Source organism: Rhizobium zaerense, from assembly GCF_051810725.1.
GTDB lineage: Bacteria > Pseudomonadota > Alphaproteobacteria > Rhizobiales > Rhizobiaceae > Rhizobium > Rhizobium leguminosarum_I.
This window is the reverse complement of the sequence record NZ_CM132690.1, coordinates 618374-636041: the sequence shown is the minus strand read 5'-3', so window position 1 is coordinate 636041 and position 17668 is coordinate 618374. Positions and strand designations below refer to the sequence as shown.

5 protein-coding genes and 1 pseudogene are annotated in these 17668 nt (G+C 61.5%); 2 read left to right on the top strand and 4 right to left on the bottom strand.

The features are described from left to right. Positions 1 to 155 precede the first annotated feature (155 nt). Both pyc and ACS4RR_RS03065 read right to left on the bottom strand, forming a co-directional pair. Positions 156 to 3620: a pyruvate carboxylase gene (pyc, locus tag ACS4RR_RS03070; protein ID WP_456189689.1), complete on the bottom strand. Its 3465-nt coding sequence runs from the start codon at positions 3618 to 3620 to the stop codon at positions 156 to 158. A gap of 216 nt (positions 3621 to 3836) precedes the next feature. Then, entirely contained in the window at positions 3837 to 4592 is a 756-nt protein-coding gene (locus ACS4RR_RS03065) for a LuxR family transcriptional regulator (protein ID WP_170258200.1), read from the bottom strand. A gap of 318 nt (positions 4593 to 4910) precedes the next feature. Between ACS4RR_RS03065 and ACS4RR_RS03060 the strand changes: the two genes are divergently transcribed. Both ACS4RR_RS03060 and ACS4RR_RS03055 read left to right on the top strand, forming a co-directional pair. Beyond that, positions 4911 to 6674: a glucan ABC transporter ATP-binding protein/ permease gene (locus ACS4RR_RS03060; protein WP_026154346.1), complete on the top strand. Its 1764-nt coding sequence runs from the start codon at positions 4911 to 4913 to the stop codon at positions 6672 to 6674. Between the two features lie 442 nt (positions 6675 to 7116). Further along, positions 7117 to 7467, top strand: a complete 351-nt coding sequence (locus ACS4RR_RS03055) for a VOC family protein (protein ID WP_170260795.1) — start codon at positions 7117 to 7119, stop codon at positions 7465 to 7467. A gap of 49 nt (positions 7468 to 7516) precedes the next feature. Here ACS4RR_RS03055 and ACS4RR_RS03050 read toward each other — a convergent pair. Continuing rightward, positions 7517 to 8753 (bottom strand): annotated as a pseudogene (locus ACS4RR_RS03050) (OpgC family protein). Between the two features lie 100 nt (positions 8754 to 8853). Beyond that, positions 8854 to 17373, bottom strand: a complete 8520-nt coding sequence (locus ACS4RR_RS03045; RefSeq protein WP_260109696.1) for a glycoside hydrolase family 94 protein — start codon at positions 17371 to 17373, stop codon at positions 8854 to 8856. Between the last annotated feature and the right edge of the window lie 295 nt (positions 17374 to 17668).

Below are 17668 nucleotides of genomic sequence, written 5' to 3'. Positions count from 1 at the left end.
GGGAAGGCCAAGTTTATGAGAAAGCCCCCGCGCCGGGCAAGGCGCGGAGGCTGCTAACTATCAGCTTTTTGACAGGCCGATCATACACGATCGGGTGAATGAGCCAGGTTCGCAAAGACGCTGAAGGCGCCTTTTTAACAATGGCCGGCTGCCCTTCAGCCTGCGTAGACGACGAGCAGGTCCTTGGCATCGATCTGATCGCCGGCCCGCACCAGCACCTCGGAAATCGTGCCATCCTTTTCCGCATGCAGCGCCGTTTCCATCTTCATCGCCTCGATCGAGACGAGCACGTCGCCGGCATTGACGGCCTGGCCGGGCGAGACGAAGACACGGCTGATGACACCCGGCATCGGCGCACCGACGTGAACGGCATTGCCCGGTTCGGCCTTGCGGCGGACGGCGGCCCCTGTCGCCCCATGGGCCCGGTCCGGCACCTTGATGCGGCGCGGCTGGCCGTTGAGCTCGAAGAAGATGGTCACCATGCCCTGGCTGTCGGTCGCGCTCATCGCCTGGTTGACGATGACGAGCGTCTTGCCGCGCTCGATGTCGGCAAACAGTTCCTCACCGTCCTTGAGACCGTAGAAATAGGCGGGTGTCGGCAGCACCGAGACTGGGCCGTAGGTATCGGAGGCGAGCGCGAAGTCGGTGAAGACTTTCGGATACATCAGGTAGGACGCGAATTCGAAGTCGCTGATCTCGCGCTCGAGCTTCGTCTCGATGACTTTACGCTCCGCATCGAGATCGGCCTCCTTGAGCAGCGAGCCGGGACGCACGGTATAGGGCTTGTCGCCCTTCAGCGCCTTCTTCTGCAGCGCCTCAGGCCATCCTGACGGCGGTTGGCCGAGATCGCCCTTCAGCATCGAGACCACCGATTCCGGCAAGGAGACTTCTTTGTCGGGGCTGATGACATCGGCAACCGTCAAGTCCTGGGACACCATCATCAGCGCCATGTCGCCGACGACCTTGGACGACGGCGTCACCTTGACGATATCGCCGAACATCTGGTTGGCGTCGGCATAGGCCTGCGCCACCTGATGCCAGCGGGTCTCGAGGCCGAGCGAGCGGGCCTGTTCCTTGAGGTTGGTGAACTGGCCGCCCGGCATTTCATGCAGATAGACCTCGGATGCCGGACCCTTCAGATCGCTTTCGAAGGCGGCATACTGATTACGCGCCGCTTCCCAATAGAAGGAAACGCGGCGGATCCATTGCGGATCGAGACCCGGATCGCGCTCCGTACCGCGCAACGCCTCGACGATCGAGCCGAGACAGGGCTGCGAGGTATTGCCGGAAAGCGCATCCATGGCGGCATCGACGGCATCGACGCCGGCATCGACGGCGGCAAGAACGGTCGCGGCCGCAATCCCTGAGGTATCATGCGTGTGGAAATGGATCGGCAGGCTGGTCGCCTCGCGCAGCGCCTTGAACAGAACCTTCGCAGCCGCAGGCTTGAGGAGGCCTGCCATATCCTTGAGTGCGATGACATGCGCGCCGGCCTTCTCGAGCTCGACCGCAAGGTTGGTATAGTATTTCAGATCGTATTTCGGACGGGCCGAGTTCAGGATATCGCCGGTATAGCAGATCGCCGCCTCGCAGAGCTTGTTCTCCTCGGCAATGGCATCCATCGAGACGCGCATGTTCTCGACCCAGTTCAGGCAATCGAACACCCGGAAGAGATCGATGCCGCCCCTGGCCGCCTGGCGGACGAAATACTTGACGACATTGTCGGGATAATTGGTGTAGCCGACGCCGTTGGCGCCGCGCAGCAGCATCTGCAGCAGGAGGTTCGGCGCGCCCTCGCGGATCAGCGCCAGGCGCTCCCACGGGTCCTCGGTCAGAAAACGCATGGAGACGTCGAAGGTCGCGCCGCCCCAGCATTCAAGCGACAGCAGGTTCGGCAGCGCGTGCGCATAGGTTCCGGCAATGCGGGCGATGTCATAGGTGCGCATGCGGGTGGCGAGCAGCGACTGGTGGCCATCGCGCATCGTCGTGTCGGTCAAAAGCACACGCTTCTCGTTGCGCATCCATTCGCCGAATTTCTTCGGGCCGAGCGTGTCGAGGAGCTGCTTCGTGCCGTCCTTGACCGTATTGCCGTTGGCGTAGGGGACCACCGGCTCGGCCGCATTTTCCAGCGGCCTCGGCCTGTCCTTGGCTTCGGGGTGACCATTGACGGTGACGTCTGCGAGATAGGTCAGGAGCTTCGTGGCGCGGTCCTGGCGCTTCACCTGCTGGAAGAGTTCCGGCGTCGTGTCGATGAAGCGTGTCGTGTAGCTGTTGTCCCTGAACTTTGGATGGCCGATGATCGCTTCGAGGAAGGTCAGGTTGGTTGCCACGCCGCGAATACGGAATTCGCGCAGCGCCCGGTCCATGCGGGCGATTGCTTCGGAAGGATTGGGCGCCCATGCCGTGACCTTGACGAGAAGCGGATCGTAAAAGCGGGTGATGATGGCGCCCGAATAGGAAGTGCCGCCATCGAGGCGGATGCCGAAACCAGACGCTGACCGATAGGCAGTGATACGGCCGTAATCCGGAATGAAGTTATGCTCCGGATCTTCCGTGGTGATGCGGCATTGTAGCGCATGGCCGTTGAGGCGGATATCTTCCTGGCGCGGCACGCCCGATTCCGGCGTGCCGATCGCAAAGCCGTCGAGGATGTGGATCTGCGCCTTGACGATGTCGATGCCGGTGACGACTTCGGTCACTGTATGCTCGACCTGGATGCGCGGATTGACCTCGATGAAGTAGAATTTTCCGGTATCGGCATCCATCAGATATTCGACGGTACCGGCGCCGATATAATTGGTCGCGGCCGCGATCTTCAGCGAATAGGCGGCGAGTTCCTGGCGCTGCGCTTCCGAGAGGTAGGGCGCCGGGGCGCGCTCGACAACCTTCTGGTTGCGGCGCTGGATCGAGCAGTCACGCTCGAAGAGATGCACGACATTGCCATGCGTATCGCCGAGAACCTGGCTTTCGACATGGCGGGCACGCTCGACGAGCTTTTCCAGATAGACCTCATCCTTGCCGAAGGCGGCCATCGCCTCGCGTTTGGCCTCCGTCACCTCGCGGGCGAGATCCTGCGGATCGCGGATCGCGCGCATGCCGCGCCCGCCGCCGCCCCAGGAAGCCTTCAGCATGACGGGATAACCGATCCCTTCCGCCATCTTCGCCACTTCCGCCATGTCCTCCGGCAGAGGCCCGGTGGCCGGCACCACAGGAACGCCGACCGAGATTGCCAGGTTGCGCGCTGCGACCTTGTTGCCGAGCTGGCGCATCGTATCAGCCCTTGGGCCGATGAAGATGATACCGGCCTTGTTGCAGGCATCGACGAATTCGGGGCTTTCCGACAGCAGGCCATAGCCGGGATGAATGGCATCGGCGCCGGAGAGTTTCGCAACGCGGATCACCTCCTCGATCGACAGATAGCTCTCGATCGGACCCATGTCCTTGGAAAGATGCGGGCCGCGGCCGACCTGGTAGCTCTCGTCCGCCTTGAAGCGGTGCAGCGCCAGCTTGTCCTCTTCCGCCCAGATTGCCACCGTTTTTATTCCAAGTTCGTTGGCCGCACGGAACACGCGAATGGCAATTTCAGAGCGATTGGCAACGAGAATCTTGGAAATGGGCAAAACGGTCTCCTCGGACGTTCAGACGCGGGCATGCTGCACCCGCGAAGGAAATTCTTAACTTCTTGTCACAGAAAGTTCAATTTATCTTGCGACTGCGAAATGCAATTTTTCGACATTCTGGAGCAACTCCAGAAAAAGTGCGAAGCGGTTTTCCGTCCGGAGTTGCATCAAAATAAAAACCAGAGCAATTCCGCTTCGATGAGAGGCGGAATTGCTCTAACTTATCAGTCCATGACGGAAGGCAATCGCCACCGCCTGCTGCCTGTTTTTCGCCTTCAGCTTGTTCTGCAGGCCGTTCATATACCAGTCGACCGTGTGGTTTGAGATCTTCAGCACCTTGCTGATCTCCATCGACGTCATGCCTTCGGCGAGATAATGCAGGATTTCCATCTCGCGCCGCGTCAGCGGCGTATCGGCCGGCAACACGGTTTCCAGCGCCGGCGCCTCGCCTTTCAGATCGAGCAGCCGCCAGAAGGCTTTGCGCGCCACCGCCTCCAACAGTGCGATCTCCACCGGCGACAACTCGATCGGCTTGCCGGCGAGACTGAGGCTGGCGAGAATGCCGTTACGTCCGTGGATCGGAAAGATGTAGCCATCCTCCATTCCATGCCCGAAGGCATCGACCATCATCTGCTCCATGCGGCGCTGATGCGCATCCTTGTGGAAGGCCGCCATTGCCTCCCGCCAGCGGTAAGGCCGCTGCGCATGAGCGAGATAGCGCACCATCGGATCAATCAGAGCATATTTTTTCGCAGTGTATATTTGCGGCCATTGTTCCGGCCAGCGGCCGGCAAGCGCCGCAGCCCAGGGCTCTGGGTTCTGCTGCACCGGGTTCCGCGGCGCATGGCGCAGCAGACCGTAATATTCGAAGCCGCAACCGTGGAGGATCTGCTCCAGTTCGGTGACGACAGCTTCAGGATTTGAGCATTCTTCCAGAATTACAAGCAATTGAATTAACAAATTAATATTCACAAAAATGCCCCTTGCCCGGACCTGATGCCCGCCTGAGGCCGTCGGCGGCTGGTCAAACTGGTCGCGAAACGGTCTTCAATAAATGCAGTCTGTAATTTAATGCTGTGCTAAATATTGAATAAAATGCAAGTGCAAATTGCTGCGAGATATAGCCGGATGGCAATTTCGACGCCACGGCCATCCCGTCGCGTCCTGCGACAGTACCATCGTGTCAGTCATCACATCGACTGAACCCCGAATACTCCGTTAATCGCCCGTTCAGGTAGCCTTTTGTAGCATCGCATCATCCCGTTTTCGCAGATGCACAAGAGGTTCGACGTGACGCTATTTAAGGTCTATGCAAGGGCTCTGCGCTATCTTGGCGTCTACAAGCTGCGCGTATCCCTGGTCGTTGTCGCAAACATTGTTCTTGCGACGATTACCATCGCGGAGCCGATCCTGTTCGGTCGCATTATCGATGCGATTTCGGGCAAGGGCGAGGTCAAGCCCATCCTCTTCATGTGGGCGACTTTCGCCGTCTTCAACACCATTGCCTTCGTCCTGGTGGCCCGCGAGGCCGACCGGCTGGCCCATGGCCGGCGGGCGACGCTGTTGACGGAAGCCTTCGGCCGCATCATTTCCATGCCGCTTGGCTGGCACCATCAGCGCGGTACCTCCAACGCGCTGCATACATTGCTGCGCGCCTGCGAAACGCTGTTCGGCCTCTGGCTGGAATTCATGCGCAACCACCTGTCGACGGTCATCGCGCTTGCCCTTCTGGTGCCGACAGCGATGTCGATGGACCTGCGCCTTTCCGCCGTGCTTATGGTGCTCGCCATTGCCTACTGGCTGATCGGCCGCGTCGTCATGAGCCGCACCAAGGACGGCCAGGCTTCGGTCGAGAACCATTATCACACCGTCTTCTCGCATGTCAGCGACTCGATCAGCAACGTTTCGGTCCTGCACAGCTACAACCGCATCGAAGCCGAAACCCGAGCGCTGAAATCCTTCGCCGACCGTCTGCTCGAAGCTCAGTATCCGGTGCTCGACTGGTGGGCGATCGCCAGCGCACTGAACCGCATGGCGTCGACCATCGCGATGATGGTGGTCCTGATCATCGGCACCATGCTCGTCCAGGCCGGCCAGCTGCGTGTTGGCGACGTCATCGCCTTCATCGGCTTTGCCAACCTGTTGATCGGCCGTCTCGACTTGATGCGCCAGTTCGCGACGCAGATTTTCGAGGCCCGCTCCAAGCTCGAGGACTTCTATACGCTTGAAGACTCGGTGCGTGAACGTGAAGAGCCAGCCGGCAACGGCGAGATCAAGGACGTCAAGGGCGCGATCGAATTCCGCGACGTCTCCTTCGGCTTCGGCAACAGCTCACAGGGCCTGCACAATGTTTCTTTCTCGGTGAAGGCAGGCCAGACGGTCGCGATCGTCGGCCCGACCGGCGCCGGCAAGACGACGCTCGTTAACCTGCTGCAGCGTGTCTACGATGCCCAGGGCGGCAAGATCCTCGTCGACGGCACCGATATCACCAAGGTGACCCGCAAGTCGCTGCGTCGCCACATCGCTACCGTCTTCCAGGATGCGGGCCTGTTGAACCGTTCGATCAGCGACAATATCCGCCTTGGCCGCGAAGGCGCCAGTGAAGAGGAAATGCGCCGTGCAGCCGAAGCCGCCGCCGCTGCCGACTTCATCGAAACCCGCGAGGATCGCTACGATACGCATGTCGGTGAACGAGGCAACAAGCTCTCCGGCGGCGAGCGCCAGCGCATCGCGATTGCCCGCGCCATCCTCAAGGACGCACCGATCCTGGTGCTCGACGAGGCGACCTCGGCGCTCGACGTCGAGACCGAGGCCCGCGTCAAGGCCGCGATCGACAATCTGCGTGAGAATCGCACTACCTTCATCATCGCCCACCGCCTGTCAACGGTCCGCGAAGCCGATATGGTGCTCTTCCTGGATGACGGCCGTGTCGTCGAACAGGGCAGCTTCGACGAGCTCAGCCACAGCAACGGCCGCTTCGCCGCCCTGCTGCGCGCCAGCGGCATCCTGACGGATGAAGAGGTCCGCAAGGCCCACACCACCGAAGCTGCCTGATCGGTTCGGGTTTCAAGATAAAGGCCGGAAGGGTAGCTCCTTCCGGCCTTTTTGTTTGCCTGGGTTAGGCGGCTGCATCGAACTGCATTCAAGATGCCACGCCTTAAGACTTTGCTTTCTCCCAATACCGCTGTGGACGATATGCATTGCAGTGTGCCGTGTGGCCACCCCCCTCTGCCCTGCCGGGCATCTCCCCCACAAGGAGGGAGATCGGCTGGGCGCGATGGTTTCCCCAACCACTGACCAACTGATGTTCCGCACCGTAGTAGAGAGAGATTGAGGGCCAACCACTGGCCAATCTCCCCACTTGTGGGGGAGATGCCCGGCAGGGCAGAGGGGGGTGCCACACGCCGTCACGTCGCCATTTCAAGCCAAACCCCAATTGACCACCGTGCCCATGTTCCTACCTTCCGCCTTGTCACCAAGCATCGGGAGGAAGCCCATGAAGGTCCTGCGCATCGTCGCCAATATCCAGGCACCGGATATCACGCCGGCCCGGCGCTTCTATCAGGATATCCTCGCTCTTGACGTCATCATGAATCACGGTTGGATCGCGACCTTCGGTGCCGCAAGGCCGATGAACGTCCAGCTGAGCATCGCCAGCGAAGGCGGCTCCGGGACGCCGGTTCCTGATCTTTCGATCGAGGTTGATGATCTCGATACGGCTTTCGAAGCGATGTCGGCTGCCGGTTTTCCGATCGAGTACGGCCCGGCCGACGAGCCTTGGGGCGTCAGGCGCTTTTATGTCCGCGATCCCTTCGGCAAGCTCGTGAACATCCTCATTCACAATTGAGCCGGCGGCCATCGGCCGCCGGCTCCTCCATGTCGGGCAAATCCGGGCCCTATTTCCGATCGTTCCGGCGATAGGCATTTGCCGCCCCGCCGATGCGGACGGGAACGGGGATGGTCGGTATCGGCGACAAGTTTCCCCTTGACCTTGCCCTGCTGGCGCTTGCGCTCGAGATAATAGGCATAGGCGAATTGTGTCGCGACTCCAGCGATCACGAAGAGCGGACCGACCAGTTGGTCCTTGTTGGTGATGTAAAGCACCACCTGGCCGATCATGGCGAGGATCGTGCCGGCAACGAAAATGTTCAGCGAGTGGCGGCCGAGGATCGTCAGCGGATGGTCCGCAGGACGGCGCAGGATACGCGAGAGTGCCGGGATGCTGATAACGAGATAAGTCAGCGCCAGCACATGTAGCAGCCGCGGCAGCGACAGGAAGGTCTTGTCGAAACCGGTGATGACGGGCGGCAGGCCAAGGGCTGCCAGCGAGTTGCCGAAAATCCAGAGATGGCCGGTCACCCAGATGAAGGACGAGATGACGTAACCGGCAGCGGTCGCCAGCAGCAACGGATGCTGCGGGATCGAGCCGCCGCGCTTGATATGCAGCATCGAGACGATGCCGATCGAAAACAAGAACTGCCAGGAGAGCGGATTGAGGAACCAGTAGCCCTCGATCAGCATGTTGTACGGCGCCACCTCGTAGATGCCCGCAAGCAGCCAGACCGTGCCCGAGACGCCGAGCGCCAGCCATGGGCTGCGCGCATTCAAGAGCAGGATGATCGGCACCATCAGCATCAGCGCCCCGTACATCGGCAGGATATTGTTGTAGCCGATCTGGTGGCCGAGCAGGAGCAGCGCCGGAATGCCTTCCTTCAGGTTCATCAGAACCGCCAGAATATTGATTTCGACCAGCAACCCCGGCCGATGGAACAGCCAGGCACCGCAGATGAAGAGCGCCAGCGTCATGAAGGTGGTGATCATGTGGGCGAGATAGAGCGTGAAGGCGCGCTTTGCCGCCTTGATCGCCACCGTGAGCCGGTTGCCCGGCTGGAAGCGGCCCCCATAGGCAAGGCCGACGGCAATGCCCGAAATCAGCACGAAGGCTTCGGCGGCATCGGAGAAGCCGAAATTCTTCGTCGTCACATATTCGAAGATCTGTCCGGGAACATGATTGATGAAGATCATGATCAGGGCCACGCCGCGTAAGACGTCGAGCCTCGTATCACGTACTGGCGCAACTGCGGATAGGGAACTGCGCCCCGTGGCGATGGCTTCGGTCGGCGTGCTTGCCATGGGTCTCTCCTTATTATCCGGTTTGCAAACGCGACGACGGCCAAAAGGGTTCCCTTTTGGCCGTCGCGAATCGCCGTGTTTTTCAGCGTGGAGAACGCTGTTATCCGAGCGGATATCCCTCTTCGGGATCGGTGACTTCGCAGCCGTTTATCGACAGAGTGTAGCCGCTGTCATTGGACGCTTTTGAGACCGAAATGCGGTATTTGCCGCCGCCTTGCTCCACCTCTGCCGCAAAACCGTCCCATTCCGAAGGGAGCGACGGGCGCACGTAGAGCCGGCCGTCTTTCAGCCGGATACCGAGGATGCCCTCGACGGCGGCGCGGTAGAGCCAGCCGGCTGACCCGGTATACCAGGTCCAGCCGCCGCGCGACTTATAAGGCTCGTTTCCGTAGACGTCGGCCGCCACGACATAGGGTTCGACGCGGTATTGCTCCGCTGAAGCCTTGTCGAGCGCGTGGGTGATCGGGTTGAGGATCTGGAAGCAGCGGAAGGCATCGTCGCCCCGCTTCAGCTCCGCCAGCGCCATCACGACCCAGGTCGCTGCATGGGTATATTGCCCGCCGTTTTCGCGCACACCCGGCGGATAGGCCTTGATATAGCCGGGATCCCTGGCGGAATTGACGAAAGGCGGCGTGAACAGCCGGATGATGCGGGCATCCTCGTCGACCAGCTGATCGAGCACCGCATCCATCGCCGTGACGGCGCGGGCCGGATCGCCCTCGCCGGACAGCACGCTCCAGGACTGCGCGATCGAATCGATCCGGCATTCGGGGCTTTCCCTGGAGCCGAGCAGCGCACCGTCGTCGAACGTGCCGCGGCGATAGTAGCCGCCATCCCAGGCCGCAGTTTCCAGCGCCTTCTTCAGTTCGGTGAGATGCGCCGACCAGCGCTCTGCACGGGCCGTGTCGCCGCGCTGCTCGGCATAGGGAACGAAGGAGCGCAATGCCCCCGCCAGGAACCAGCCGAGCCAAACGCTGGTGCCGCGGCCGCCGATGCCGACGCGGTTCATGCCATCGTTCCAGTCGCCGCCAAGAAATAGCGGCAGGCCGTTAGCCCCCTTGCGAGCGATGGCGAGATCGAGCGCCAACGCCGCGTGTTCGTAGACGCTTGCCTTGTCCTCGGAAATCTCCGGCTTGTAGAACGAGTCGTGCTGGCCTTCGAGCAGTGCCGGCCCTTCCAGGAAGGCGATCTCCTCGTCGAGGACGTTTTTGTCGCCGGTGACGTTGCAATAGTGATGGATCGCGTAAGCGAGCCAGACGACGTCGTCCGAAATCAGCGTGCGCACGCCCGCACCCGTTCCCGGCAGCCACCAATGTTGCACGTCGCCTTCGCGGAACTGGCGCGAAGCGGCATTCAGGATCTGCCGGCGGGCAAGCGAGGGTTCGTGCAGCACGAAGGCCAGCGTGTCCTGCAGCTGATCGCGGAAGCCGAAGGCGCCGCTTGCCTGGTAGAAGGCGGTGCGGGCCATGATGCGGCAGCCGAGACTCTGATAAGGCAGCCAGGTATTGACGAGATTGTTCATCCCGCGATCTGGCGTCGATATCTGCAGCCTGCCGGTGAAGTCCCGCCAGAAGGCGCGGTTCGCCTCGACCGTCTCGTCGAACGAAGCCTTGCGGATATCGGCGATGACAGTGCGCGCTTCTTCTTCCGTCGGCGTATCGCCGAGGAAGAAGGTGAAGTCGCGCTCCTCGCCGGCGCCAAGTTCGATGTCGATCGCAAGCGCCGCGGCCGGATCACCATCGAGTTCGGTCGCGCCGGAAAGAGCGGCGGCGGAGATGACGGACTGCGGCGCCTGGATCGTTCCCGCCTTGCCGATGAATTCGCGCCGGCTTGCCGAGAAGCTCGAAAGCGTCTCGCTCGCCGCGAAGAAGGCGGTGCGGTTGGAAAAATCGATGCTGTAGGGATTGGTGGCAAACAGCGCCCCCGTCTCCTCGTCATGCTGCGACAGGATGAAAGGCACCGTGCGTGCAGGATTGCTGCCGAGGACCCATTCGACATAACCGTAGAGACGCAGCTTACGGGTGGCCGAACCGGTATTACGCAGGCGCAGGCGTTGCAGTTTCACCGGCTTTTCGCGATCGACCGTCTGCGTCAACTCGAGTGCGATCTCGTGCTGAACGCTGGATAAGACGGAATAGCCGAGCCCGTGGCGGGCTTCGAAACGGATGTCCGGCCGGCGGGAAAGCGCTGCGAACGGCGTCATGACGGCACCGCTGTCGAGATCGGTGAGATAGAACGCCTCGCCCGAACGGTTGACCACGGCATCGTTCGACCAGGAGGTCAGTTGATAGTCGCGCGAATTGACGCTCCAGGTGAATCCGGCGCCCTCGGCCGACACGTGGAAGCCGAAGCTGTCGTTGGAAATGACATTGATCCAGGGCTGCGGCGTCGCATGACCTCCGGGCAGGCGAACGACATACTCACGCCCATCTCGGGCAAAGCCGCCGATGCCGTTCCAGAAGTCGAGATCGCCTTCCTCCTCGATGACGACGGCGGGCACGACAGGCGCTGGCACAGGGGCAACACGCTTGACGGGGGGCTTGTTGCGCTCGGCCCGTTCGATCTCCTGCAGTTCCTCCTTGGAGGGTGCAAACAGCGCCACGGCGCGGTTGATCTGGTCGACCACCTTGCCGTTCTTGGTATGCAGCGTGACACGCGAAGCCGCGATCAGCGCGTGATAGGTGCTCTCCTCCATCAGGTCCTTGCGAACCGCAAAGATATGCTGGCGCAATCCGTCGGCCTGGCCGATGCGACGGACGTTCTCGCACATGGCGTCGAGTGCATGCTGCATGTCCTGCGCATAGGAGGAGGCGCGTTCGTTCATGATGACGAGATCGGCGGTGACGCCGCGCGAGCGCAGATATTCCTGCGCCAGCAGCGCCTCGCGGGCGATCTCGAGATCCATGTCGTCGTTGATGCGCAGCGTGAAGATCGGGAAGTCGCCGGAGATTGCCAGCGGCCACAGCGCCGATTGCGACTGCAAGCCGGCCTCGACGGTCGCCTCGTCCTTGCGCAGTTGCATATCGGGATAGACGAGATAGCGTCCGAGATGCTGGAAGGCCGCCGCCTGCTGCGAGGTGACGCCGACATGGCGCATCTGCACCTGCGTGCGTGTCCAGGCCTGAACGAGCTCGTGGGTGAAGGCGTCGGGATGACGGTAGCGATTGACCGCCTTGTCGACTTCGTCGCGGCTCGGCGCCGCAATCGTCCAAAAGATCACGCTGACTTTCTTGCCGGCCGGCACGCGGACGGTGCGACGCAGCGACATCACCGGATCGAGCACGAAACCATCGCTGCCGGAAAGCGTGGCACCCGGATCGAAGGCGGCCGCATCGGCAAGGCTGCGGCCACGGCCGATGAACTTACGCCGGTCAGTCTCGAATTCGGTATGGCGGGTGTCGCCGGCATTGTCGACGATCAGATGTGCGATGCTGATGTTCGGCTCGTTCGGGTCGCGCTTGTTGCGTTCGGCGCGGATGACGTCGCCGCGCTTGCCGATCTCGGTCTTGACGAACATGCGGGCGAACGCCGGATGCGCATTGTCGGTGTCGTCGGAAGTGATCACCGGTTCGAGATAGGAGGTGACCTCGATGAACCGGTCCTCCGTGCCCATGTTCAGCAGGGTGACGCGTCGGGCCTCGGCATCATGCTCGGTCGCGATGATGCATTCCACCTCGCTTGTGAGGTCACCGACCGTCTTGGTGAACTGCGCCTTCTCGTCGGCAAATTCGACCTTGATTTTTTCGCCTTCGACACCCTTCGGCTCAGATGTCGTCGACCACCATTCGTTGGTGGCGGTATCGCGCAGGAAGATGAAGCTGCCCCAGCGGTCTTCGGTCGGATCGGCTTTCCAGCGGGAAACGGAAAGGCCGTTCCAGCGGGAATAACCGGCACCGGTCGCCGTCAGCATCAGCGAATAATGACCGTTCGACAGGAACACGAGCTCGCGGTCGCGCGATGCCGGATCGCTGATTTTCCTGAGCTCCGGCCGCAGGAGATCGTCCTGGATGCTGGCCGGCGTGTCGGATTCATGCTTGCCGCTCATGACGGGAATGTCGCGCGGCGCCTTTTCCTGCAGCAGCAGCTCCGCTGCCTCGATGACGGGATCGGAGTGGAAGAGCTCGCGCAGATGACCGTTGAAGGCGACGTTGGCCACCGCCGCGATCGACATGCCGTGATGGTGGGCATAATAATTGTAGACCACCGCGCATTTCTTGCCTTCCGGCACGCGCGTCGGCGTGAAGTCGACGGCGTCGTGGAAACCGAACTTGCCGAGCGCCCCGACCTTGCGCAGCCTCTGCAGGTTTTCGAGCGCGGCCGGCGGGTCGTACTGGCTGGCAAGCAACGATGCATAAGGCGCGATGACGGCATTGTGGCCGAGGCCGCGCTTCAGGCCGAGCGTCGGCACGCCGAAATTCGTGTACTGATAATTGAGGTTGTGGTCGCGGGCATTGAAGGCTGCCTCCGAAATGCCCCAGGGAATGCCGAGCTTGCGGGCGTAGTTCATCTGTTCGACGACGACCAGATTGTTGGTCTGGTTGAGAATACCCCCGCCGCGCTCCTGCATGACGAGCGGCGGCATCAGATATTCGAACATCGAGCCGGACCAGGAGACCAGCGCACCGCGCGACCCCACAGGTACGACCTGGCGGCCGAGGCGATACCAGTGTTCCGTCGGCAGATCACCCTTGGCGATGCCGAAGAGGCTGGTCAGGCGGCATTCCGAGGCGAGAAGGTCGTAGCAGGCCTGGTCGAGTTCGCCGCTTTCGACGCGGTAGCCGATCGACAGCAGGCGCCGCTCCGGCCGGAACAGGAAGCCGAAATCCATCGAGAAGGCAAGATCGCGGGCCTTGTCGCGCAGCGCCACCAGGCGCGGCCTCAGCGCATCGACTTTGGAAAGATCGAAGGTGCTGTCGGAAATATGCGCCTCGCAGACCTTCACCAGCGATGCCGCCCACAGGGTGACCTCTTCGCTCTGCTTCGACTTGACCTCATGGTCGAGATTGGCGGCGAGTTTCTCGATGTCGCGCGCGAGAACGGCGAGGTTGATGATGCGGATCGAGGCGAATTCGTGCTCGCGCTTGACGGCGGCAAGCGCGTTCTGGAAGCCGACGATGCGCTCCTCCAGGCGCCGGCGCAGCGGGCGCACGGTCTTGCGGTCATCGGGCAGGTCCGCCAGCACTTCGCCGAGAATGCCGGCCGTGTCGCCGACGCCGTCGAGATTGCCCTGCATATGGGCGGACGGCGCCTCCGCCCAGTTGCGACAGGCCGACGAAATCGCGATCAGATGACCGGCGAGATTGCCGCTGTCGACGGCCGAGACATAACGGGGCCCAAGCGTCTGCAGCGTATCGGTGTGGTACCAATTGAACAAATGGCCGCGGAATTTCTCCATTTTGTCGATCGTCGCGATCGTCTGCTCCAGCCGCTCGAGCGTCTCCTCGAAGGAGAACCAGCCGAAATGCCGGCCGGAAACGACGGAAAGCAGATAGACGCCGATATTGGTCGGCGAGGTGCGCGCCGCAACGATCACATGCGGCGTTTCCTGGATATTGTCCGGCGGCAGATAATTCTGCTCGGCCGTCGTGAAGGTTTCGAAATAGCGCCAGGTGCGCCGGGCGATCTTGCGCAGTTCGCTCGACACCGAATCGGCAACTTCGAGCCGATCCTCGGTCTCTGCCGACTGGCTGACATACCAGGCCACCACCGGCGAAAACATCCACAGCAGCGCGAAGGGAATGCCGACGAGGAAGGCGCTGTTGCCGGGAAGGGCTGCAAAACCGAGCGCCAGCAGCGCCAACGCCGGCGCATGCCACATCGCCTTGTAGTAGGAAATCAACGTGCCCTGGCCGCCGGCCTGAACGCTGGCGGCAGTCCGCCACTGCAGCATCAGCTTGCGGCTGACGAAGAGGCGATAGAGTGAACGGCCGATTGCATCCGCCATCATGCAAGCCGAATCGGCGATGAAGACGATACGCAACGCAACCTGCGCATTGGCGGCCGTGATATCGGACCAGACCGTATAGAGATGGGCGCGGGCGATGATATCGCTGGTGCGCGGGATGATGCCGTTGATGAGCGACAGCGTCGGCGCAACGAAGAGGCAGAAGATCAGCAGAATCTGCCAGATGAGCGCGCCGAGCGGACCCATGAAATACCAGCCGAGCACGGAGGCGAAGAACCAGGCGATCGGCGTCAGCGAACGGCGCAGATTGTCGAACATCTTCCAGCGGCCGAGTGCCGTGACGCCGTATTTCGGATTGAACATGTAGGGGAGAAGCTGCCAGTCGCCGCGCGCCCAGCGATGCTGGCGCGAGGTTTCTACCTCGTAGCGGATCGGGAAATCCTCGACCAGTTCGAGATCGGTGACGAGCGCGCAACGCGCCATTGAGCCTTCGAGAAGATCGTGGCTGAGCACGGAGTTCTCGTCGATCCGTCCCTTCAGCGACGCTTCGAAGGCATCGACATGATAAAGGCCCTTGCCGGTGAATGTGCCTTCGCCGGCGAGATCCTGATAGACGTCGGAAACGGTGAAGACATAAGGATCGAGGCCGCGGTTGATCGAAAAGACGCGCTGGAAGACCGACGCGTCCTTGCCCGTCGTCAGCGACGGCGTGACCCGCGGCTGCAGTACGCCATAGCCGCTTTCGACGCGGCCGGTTTTCGGGTTGATGACCGGGCGGTTGATCGGATGATAGAGCTTGCCGACGAGCTTGGTGACGGCATCGCGCATCAGGCGCGTATCGGCATCGAGCGTCATGACATATTGCACCTTGGCCGGCACGGTATTGGCGCCCGGCAGATAGGTCGTGTCGCGGTCGCCGCGCAGAAGCATGTTCAGCTCGTGCAGCTTGCCGCGCTTGCGCTCCCAACCCATCCAGACGCCTTCCGAGGGATTATAGAGGCGACGGCGATGCAACAGATAGAAACGCGTCTTGCCATCATAGGCATAGCGGGCGGAGAGATTGGCGATCTCGCGCCTGGCATAATCGAGAACCTCGAGATCGGCGGGCGTTTCCTCGGCCTCACTATCCGGCCAATCGCTGAGCATTGCGAAATAGATCTCGCCACGCGGATTGGCGAGATAATGAACCTCGAGATTACGCACGTGGTCGTCGACGCTGTCGCGGTTCGAAATCAGGCAGGGCACGACGAGCAGCGTGCGCGCATCCTCCGGAATGCCTTCCTTGAACTCGTAGCCGACGAGGCGCGCCGGCGTCACGAAGAAGGACAGCACGGTGTTGAAGAGACCTGTCGCCCCCTCCGATGCCGGCACTGAGAACATGATCAGCAGCAGGGCGATTTCGAAAGCACCCATGCCGGCATTCGCCATGAATTTGCCGACAATCGCCATGGCGATGACCGTCAGCAGCATGACGGGCACGGCAATCGCCAGCCAGTTGAACCGGCGCACCGCACGCACGAAATATTGGATGGCCGTCGGGCGATAGTTCGCCCGCGCCTCGAGTTTCGGCCGCTGCGCGCCCGACAGGAAGCCACCGACATTCGGTTCATGCGGCTGCGGCTCGCCGGAGGCCTTGGCGGCATCGGTCATGTCGAGCGCCAGCTGGGCGATTTCCATTTCCGACAGCGGCGAGCGCTTGGCCAGCTTCTCGATCTGTTTGCGGTATTTGTTGCGCGAGCCGGAATCGAGGATGCCGTAATCCGAATGCTCCCAGAGGAGCTTGTCGACATGGCTGACCTGCTCGACCCAGACCGACCACTCGGCATCATCGATCTCGCGAAGGCTGCGGATGATGTTGCCCATCGTCACGTTGCCGGAAGAGAGTCGGCTGTGTTCGGCCGTCGTCGCCTCTTCGGTGTTGCGGCCGAGCTCTTCCAGCCGCTCGTCGAGCCAGGTGATCGCCAGGCTCGATGTCTGCGAACCGTCGCGCAAGCGATAGAGGAACTGCGTCGAGAAGGTATTGTCCTCGGCAAGCGGTTCCAGCGTCTTCAGATAGGCGGCCGCCGCGGCTGGGTCGGTCAGGCGCACCAATTCGTCGGCCGCCTCGTTGGCGCGGCGGCGCAGGCGGCGGCTGGCTTCGACGCGGCTCGAAATACGGCGAAGGTTTTCCACGAGCACGTAGCGCACGAGGGAGGGCAACGCCCAGAGTTCACCGATCCTGAGCGTCTCGCTGGCCTGGAAGCCGTCGACCAGTGCCGTCAGACTTTCTTGCGAGATCGTGCTGTGGGTATGGGCGACGTAGAGCCAGGCAAGCACAAGGGTGCGCGGTACTTCGACGCCGCCGACGACCATGGTCGGCAATTCGCGATAGAAGCGGCGGGGGAAGTCGCGCCGCACCTCCTGGATCGCCTCTTCGACGATATAGTGATTATCCAGCAGCCATTCTGCCGCCGGCGTGATGGTATCGCCGGCCTCGACATCGGTCGCCGTGGTCCTGTAGACGCGCAGGATTTCCTTCTGGTTTTCCTTATGACGCGCAAAGAAATCGAAGGGGGCGAAAGCCGGCAGCTTGTCGACGCCGTTGCGGGCGACCGCATCGCCCATCGCCTTGATGTCCTCGATGGAAAGATAGGTCGAGCGGATCGAATCGTTATGATCGATCTGCTTCGTCTCGGGTTCGCGCGAAAGGCTCGGAGAAAGATTTGAAATAGACATGGGTTCGGTTCTGGATCCAAACGAAGTTATGGCTGTTTTGCTCGGCCTTTTGCACTGCTTATCATGACTGTTACATGAACGGAGCCCTATTCTTCAAAGATCGATGAAGCCGGGGTGAACGACACTTGGCAAGCGATGCAAACGGGTTAAGCCCTGGTCAGGACACGGCCCGACGGGTGATCGAGACCATCGATAACCTCTCCGCGAAAGCCATGTCGAAAATTTGGACATCCTTGGGAAAATTCAAGTCGGGAGGCATTCCCCGCCGCCCAGCGAGCTTGTCTGGGTGCCGGCA